Genomic DNA, 5,191 nt, shown 5'->3' on the forward strand with positions numbered 1-5,191 from the left:
TCGGCGCCGACAGCCCCATGGCTGAAGCGGTGAGCGCAGAGCCCACCGCGGGCGAGAACGTACTCTGGTTGCCGAACACGTCGAGACCGCCAGCGCCGTTCACACGGGCGCGCAGGAATTCGTTGCGGCGGTCGCCCTTTTTCTGCGTGAAATCCGCCCGCATGGAATACACGCGCGGTTCGACCGCGTTCACGCCCGCCAGTCGCAGGATAAACGGCCGCACGAACAGCAGGAACGTGCAGAAACTCGAAACCGGATTCCCCGGCAAGCCGATAAAAAACGCCTCGTCTTCCGCCCGGGAAGCCTCGCGCCTGACCGCGCCGAACGCGAGCGGTTTGCCGGGTTTCATCGCGATTTGCCACATGGAAATGCGCCCTTCGGCTTCCACGGCGGGCTTGACGTGATCTTCCTCTCCCACCGACACCCCCCCGCACGTGAGAATCAGGTCGTGATCGCGTGCCGCCCGCCGCAGCGTCTCGCGGGTCGCGTCGAGCCGGTCCGGCACGATTCCAAGGTCCGTCACCTCGCAGCCGATCGTGGCGAGCAGCGCGCGCAAGGTGTACCGGTTCGAGTTGTAGATCGCGCCCGGGCGCAGCGGCTCGCCGGGCGTGGTGAGTTCGTCGCCGGTGAAAAACACGGCCACGCGCACGCGCCGCACGACCTCGAGCGCAGCGCATCCCACCGATGCTGCCAGCCCCAATGCCTGCGGTGTGAGCCGCGTCCCGGCGGCCAGGATGACAGCGCCGCGACGGATATCAGCGCCTTGCCGGGTGATCCACTCGCCTTCTGCCGGAGCCTGCGAGAAGCTTGCGCCGTTGTTATCGAGACGAACCATTTCCTGCATCACGATGGCGTCCGCGTCCGGCGGCACGGTCGCACCCGTAAATATCCGCGCGGCCGTGCCGGCGGCCAGCGGCTCGGCTATGGCGCCGGCCGGAATGCGCTGCGACACGGGGAGCGTCACACCTTTAGAGCCGGAAGCCCCGGCGAGATCCGCCGCCCGCACCGCGTAGCCGTCCATGGAACTCGTGCGCATGGGCGGCACGTCGAGCGGCGACACCACGTCGGCGGCGAGCACGCGGCCGAGCGCGTCGAAGCAGTCGACGGTTTCCGTGCCGTCCACCCGGCGCGCGGCCGCGAGCAAGGTGGCGAGCGCGTCGGCGGTGGACAACATCGGCGGGCGTAGTGCGGCGGGCGTGGTGGACATCGGCAGGATAAGTTAGTGACCGTGAAATGGACGACGCAAATGGACGACGCAAAAAAAGCGCCGCGTCCGAAGGACTTATATTGTAGCCAGAACCGTCCGGCCGCTTGCGCCCGATCCGGGGCCATAGACCGTCCGGACAAGTCGTCGAAGCAACCGCAACGCGGCCGCGTCCCATCCGCGCGCCCCGGCCTCGGTGATACACTCGCACGACACTTTCAGACTTCTCCCCTATGAAATTCTGCTCCGTCTGCGGCCACGAAGTTAGCCTGCTTGTGCCTCCCGGCGACAACCGCGAACGTTTCGTCTGCGGCAACTGCGGCACGGTGCATTATCAGAATCCGCGCAACGTGGTCGGAACCGTCCCTGTCTGGGACGACAAGGTTCTGCTGTGCCGCCGCGCGATCGAACCGCGCTACGGCTTCTGGACGCTGCCGGCGGGTTTCATGGAAATGAACGAGACGACCAGCGAAGGCGCCTCGCGCGAGACGCTGGAAGAGGCCGGCGCACGCGTCGAGATCCAGAGCCTCTTCACGCTGCTGAACGTGCCGCATGTGCATCAGGTGCATCTGTTTTATCTGGCGCGTTTGCTCGATCTGGATATCGATGCCGGCGAGGAAAGCCTCGAAGTGAAACTCTTCGATGAAAGCGAGATTCCCTGGGACGAAATTGCGTTCCCGACCGTCGGCCAGACGCTGCGCTTCTTTTTTGCCGATCGCGCCGCCGGCACCTATTCGCTGCACACCGGCGACATCTTCCGCTCACTGCGCGAAGGCTGAGCGCCGCCCCGCATCATGGTTCCATGGCTCGCATCCGACGATCCGTTTCCGCCCGTCGAGCGCGCACTCGGCGAGGCGAGCGGCGCGCCCGGTTTGCTCGCGGCGAGCGCCGAATTGCAAAGCTCACGTTTGATCGATGCCTATCAGCACGGAATTTTCCCCTGGTATTCCGATGGCCAGCCCGTCCTCTGGTGGAGCCCGGACCCCCGCATGGTCCTGATCCCGGATGAATTCAAGGTCTCGGATTCACTTCGCAAGACGCTGCGGCGGGTGTTAAAGGACGCAGCGTGGGAAATTCGCGTCGATCACGATTTTGCCGGCGTGATGCGCGCGTGCGCGCAGACGCCGCGTGAAGGCCAGCGCGGCACGTGGATCACGGCGGACATCGTGGAGGCGTATTCGTCGTTACACCGCGACGGACGCGCGCACAGCATTGAAAGCTGGTTCGAGGGCAGGCGCGTGGGTGGTCTTTACGGCGTGTCGTTCGGGCGGATGTTTTTCGGCGAATCGATGTTCGCGCACCGCACTGATGCATCAAAAATCGCGCTCGCGGCACTCGTCGGACACTTGCGCCACCATAAAATAGAGATGATAGACTGCCAGCAGAACACGTCGCACCTGGCGTCGCTGGGCGGGCGCGAGATCACGCGGAAGGCATTTCTGCGACATTTGCGCCACGCCGTGTTCGAGCCGCCGATTCCCTGGCAGTTCGACAAGTCGGCACTGCTCGCCACGCTTGGGGTCAATGCGGAAAGCTGAGAGCGCCCGAGCCAATCGCGACGGCAAGACAATTCAACGCAGGATCGAGTATTTCGAACACAGTGCCTTGTTTGGCCGGCAACGTCAGTCCGGCAACACAACGAGGCGACAGACGTTTAGAACGAGAGCTGCCAACGTGACTCACCCCAATGAGCTGCCGCTTTCACCGCTTTCGGCGTTGCAATTCTATGCAACGGCGCCGTATCCCTGCAGCTACCTCGACGGGCGCATCGCCCGCTCGCAGGTGGCGACGCCCAGTCACCTGATCAACTCCGACGTCTACACCGAACTCGTCAAGGCCGGCTTCCGGCGCTCGGGCGTGTTCACGTACCGGCCTTATTGCGATGGCTGCCGGGCGTGCGTGCCGGTGCGTTTGCCTATCGATGGATTCAAGCCCAACCGCACCCAGCGGCGCGTCTGGAAACAGCACGGCGACCTGGTCGCGAGTGTGGCTCCGCTTCACTACGACGAAGAACATTACGCGCTCTACATGCGCTATCAGTCGGCGCGGCACGCAGGCGGCGGCATGGATCGCGACAGCCGCGACCAGTACGAGCAATTTCTGCTGCAAAGCCGGATCAATTCGCGCCTGGTGGAATTTCGCGAGCCGGCGGCACCGGTCGAAGCTGCCGCGAGCACGGAAAGCGACGACGGCAAGCCCAACGACGATCCACCCGCGAAAGGCGTGCTGCGCATGATCAGCATGATCGACATCCTGGGTGACGGCTTGTCTTCGGTGTACACGTTCTTCGAGCCGGACATGCCGCACACGAGCTTCGGCACCTACAACATCCTGTGGCAAATCGAGCAGGCGCGCAGCCTCGACCTGCCTTTCGTGTACCTTGGCTACTGGATTCGCGAGAGCGAAAAGATGGCATACAAGGCGAATTTCCGGCCATTAGAAGGATTGATCGATGGCCGCTGGGATCTGCTCGATCCCCTGACAATGCACTCCGCCGGAACGCCGCCGATGCCCGGCAAGATGGCCGCTGACAAACCGCGTCGCTAACGGCGGCACGCGGCGGGTTACTGCCAGGTCCGCCCTAAACGGTTTTTTCCGCGAAATTCAACGTTCCGACACAGCTTTTCGGCCGTCGCCATTAAAGCCGTTAAAATGGCGCGTCTCAATTTTTGCCGTTCCGGCCTCTCCTCGTGTTCAGTTCCCTCTACCCGCTTGCCCGCGCGCAACTTTTTCGCATGGATGCGGAAGATGCCCACCATCTGACGCTGCGCATGCTCGGCGCCGCCGGCCGCACCGGTTTGTCCGGCATGCTCGCCGAGCGCGCGCCCGACTCCCCGCGCACCGTCATGGGCCTGAACTTCCGCAATCCGGTCGGGCTCGCGGCCGGGCTGGACAAGGACGGCGCGTGTATTGACGGGCTGGCGTCGCTGGGGTTCGGGTTCATCGAAGTGGGAACGGTCACGCCGCGCGCCCAGCCCGGCAATCCGCGCCCGCGCATGTTCCGGCTGCCGGATGCGCAAGCGCTCATCAACCGGCTCGGCTTCAATAACCGCGGCGTCGATCAGTTCGTCGAGAACGTGCAGGCGGCGCGGTATCGCGGGATTCTGGGGCTGAATATCGGGAAGAATGCCGATACACCCATCGAACGGGCCGCCGAAGATTATTTGTATTGCCTCGAGCGCGTGTATCCGTTCGCGAGCTACGTGACCATCAACATCTCGTCGCCGAATACGAAGAACCTGCGCCAGTTGCAAGGCGCGGGCGAACTCGACGCGCTGCTCGGTGCGCTGAAGGACAAGCAGCAACGTCTTTCCGACATGCACGGCAAGCTCGTGCCCCTCGCGCTCAAGATCGCGCCCGATCTCGACGACGAGCAGATCAAGGAGATCGCCGCCACGTTGCTGCGTCATCAGATCGACGGCGTGATCGCCACCAACACCACGCTGTCACGCACCGCTGTGACCGGCATGAAACACAGCGATGAAGCTGGTGGTCTGTCCGGCAAGCCGGTGTTCGAGGCGTCGAATGCGGTGATCCGAAAGTTGCGCGTGGAATTGGGCAATGCCGTGCCGATCATCGGCGTGGGCGGCATCATGTCGGGCGATGACGCGCGTGAAAAACTGGCGGCGGGGGCATCGCTCGTACAGATCTACACGGGCCTCATTTATCGCGGACCCGCGCTCGTGACAGAGTGCGTGGAAGCGCTGTCGCGCCAGCCAGCCGCTGTATGACGCGCGAAGCATCCCTACCCGTTCTCATAACCACATGAGGAATCGATCTGAAGCGGTCGTGGCGTTTTCGCTATCATCGCGGCACTTCAGATTACCGATAAAACTCGGACAAAGGCAAACAACACATGAAATTGACTTTCTTCAAGAAAGTGCTCGTGGCAGGACTGATCGGCGCGTCGCTCTCGGCGGTCGCCCACGCAGAAGATCTGCTGGATTCGGTCAAACAGCGCGGCACGTTGCGCATTTGCCTGGAAGG

Annotated in this window: 5 protein-coding genes and 1 pseudogene; 5 read left to right on the top strand and 1 reads right to left on the bottom strand. The window is 63.4% G+C overall.

Features of this window, described 5'->3' with window-relative positions; genetic code table 11:
• Positions 1–1,174 (bottom strand): gephyrin-like molybdotransferase Glp (gene glp, locus ACFFAR_RS23925; RefSeq protein ID WP_375508585.1); only part of this gene is annotated, 1,174 nt, incomplete at its 3' end.
• Positions 1,175–1,437: 263 nt separating this feature from the next.
• Here glp and ACFFAR_RS23930 point away from each other — a divergent pair.
• From ACFFAR_RS23930 to ACFFAR_RS23950, 5 genes and pseudogenes are all read left to right on the top strand, one after another.
• Complete coding sequence (locus ACFFAR_RS23930) at positions 1,438–1,983, top strand: NUDIX hydrolase (protein ID WP_061999564.1); 546 nt, start codon at positions 1,438–1,440, stop codon at positions 1,981–1,983.
• A gap of 15 nt (positions 1,984–1,998) precedes the next feature.
• Positions 1,999–2,742, top strand: coding sequence for a leucyl/phenylalanyl-tRNA--protein transferase (aat, locus tag ACFFAR_RS23935; protein WP_174364457.1), 744 nt, complete (start codon positions 1,999–2,001; stop codon positions 2,740–2,742).
• Positions 2,743–2,878: 136 nt separating this feature from the next.
• Entirely contained in the window at positions 2,879–3,751 is an 873-nt protein-coding gene (locus ACFFAR_RS23940) for an arginyltransferase (protein WP_174364458.1), read from the top strand.
• Positions 3,752–3,894: 143 nt separating this feature from the next.
• Positions 3,895–4,935, top strand: coding sequence for a quinone-dependent dihydroorotate dehydrogenase (locus tag ACFFAR_RS23945; protein WP_061999566.1), 1,041 nt, complete (start codon positions 3,895–3,897; stop codon positions 4,933–4,935).
• Positions 4,936–5,060: 125 nt separating this feature from the next.
• Positions 5,061–5,191, top strand: a pseudogene (locus ACFFAR_RS23950) (cystine ABC transporter substrate-binding protein); the annotation flags it as partial.

The organism is uncultured Caballeronia sp., from assembly GCF_964243625.1.
Lineage (GTDB): Bacteria > Pseudomonadota > Gammaproteobacteria > Burkholderiales > Burkholderiaceae > Caballeronia.